Source organism: Rhizobium sp. CFBP 8762 (assembly GCF_014841565.1).
In the GTDB taxonomy this organism is placed as follows: Bacteria; Pseudomonadota; Alphaproteobacteria; order Rhizobiales; family Rhizobiaceae; genus CFBP-8762.
The window spans coordinates 1-984 of record NZ_JACYUD010000024.1 but is presented as its reverse complement, the minus strand read 5'-3'; the positions used below and the strand labels follow the sequence as shown (position 1 = coordinate 984).

The 984-nt window shown below is 53.7% G+C and carries 3 protein-coding genes; all 3 read left to right on the top strand.

Annotated features, from left to right (window positions below):
• Window positions 1-437: hypothetical protein (locus IFT84_RS21255; protein WP_192122607.1), on the top strand; the 437-nt coding region annotated here is incomplete at its 5' end.
• A complete protein-coding gene (locus IFT84_RS21250; protein WP_192122606.1) occupies window positions 434-577 on the top strand; it encodes a hypothetical protein in 144 nt (47 codons plus the stop codon). The genes IFT84_RS21255 and IFT84_RS21250, both read left to right, overlap by 4 nt.
• Before the next feature lie 84 nt (window positions 578-661).
• Window positions 662-984 (top strand): hypothetical protein (locus IFT84_RS21245; RefSeq protein WP_192122605.1); only part of this gene is annotated, 323 nt, incomplete at its 3' end.

The following is a 984-nucleotide window of genomic DNA, read 5'->3' as shown; positions in this document are numbered from 1 at the left end:
TAGGCCGGTTCGACAGTGCTTTGAGCGAAGCGGCGAAAAGCTATGTACTTGAGCGGACATTTTCAGACAGCAAATTTTATGATCGTATCAAAGACCAGCGGATCAGCTTCGAGGAGTTTCACACCGTACTGAAGGAATACGTGGCGTGGGAGACGGAGACCGGCATGTTCGAAATCCTCCTGGAACAGATACGCAATTATGAGCATCCCGACGACAGCGAGGACGACGAGGAAGAGGCAACGGTGGGTATGTGGCATCCGCTCTATGCTGAAAGCACGCGCTTGTTCCGCAAATACGGATTGATCCTGCCTGCAAGCGTCTTTTTCGTGGCTAGCGCATTGCGCCTCGATGGCCAAAGTCCGAACGATATTCCGGCAGTGATGGAAGCAGTGAGAATGAATTTAGATAATGTTTTCATTGAAGGCATCACGCGATGAGCGAAAATTTATTGATCATCGATACGGCTGCAATCATCAATCTGTACGCACAGCGTGGGCAGGCTGGCTGGGATGCTCTTTTCAATACCAACAAGCGCGTCGTCGTTCTTGGATATGGAGATGGGAAGCGCTTTCGATAGCGCTCTACCGGTGTAGGCTAGATGACTTTTTACGCTATGGCAGCGTGACTTTGCGTTTTCAGGTGCTGGCTTTGGGGTGATGATATGAGTTTGACAAACAGCGGCCTGGGTGAGCCCACGCATGAGGAAATGACCGAGCGGTTGTTGCGCACCGGGCAAATACAGGATTTTGCGCAGCGCCTGCTGGATGATCCCGCCTGCCTAGCCGCCTTTCGGCGCGTCGGGATCGGTGGCGAATTTACGCCTGAGGAACAGGCGCTGATCTACGACACGCATGGGTTGGCAGGCAGTTTTGAGGATGTCAGCCCGATTGTCCGTTTGGGTTATCAGGCGGTGGTGCAGGCACTGGCGCGTCGCGTTGCGGTAGGCCGGTTCGACAGTGCTTTGAGCGAAGCGGCGAAAAGCTA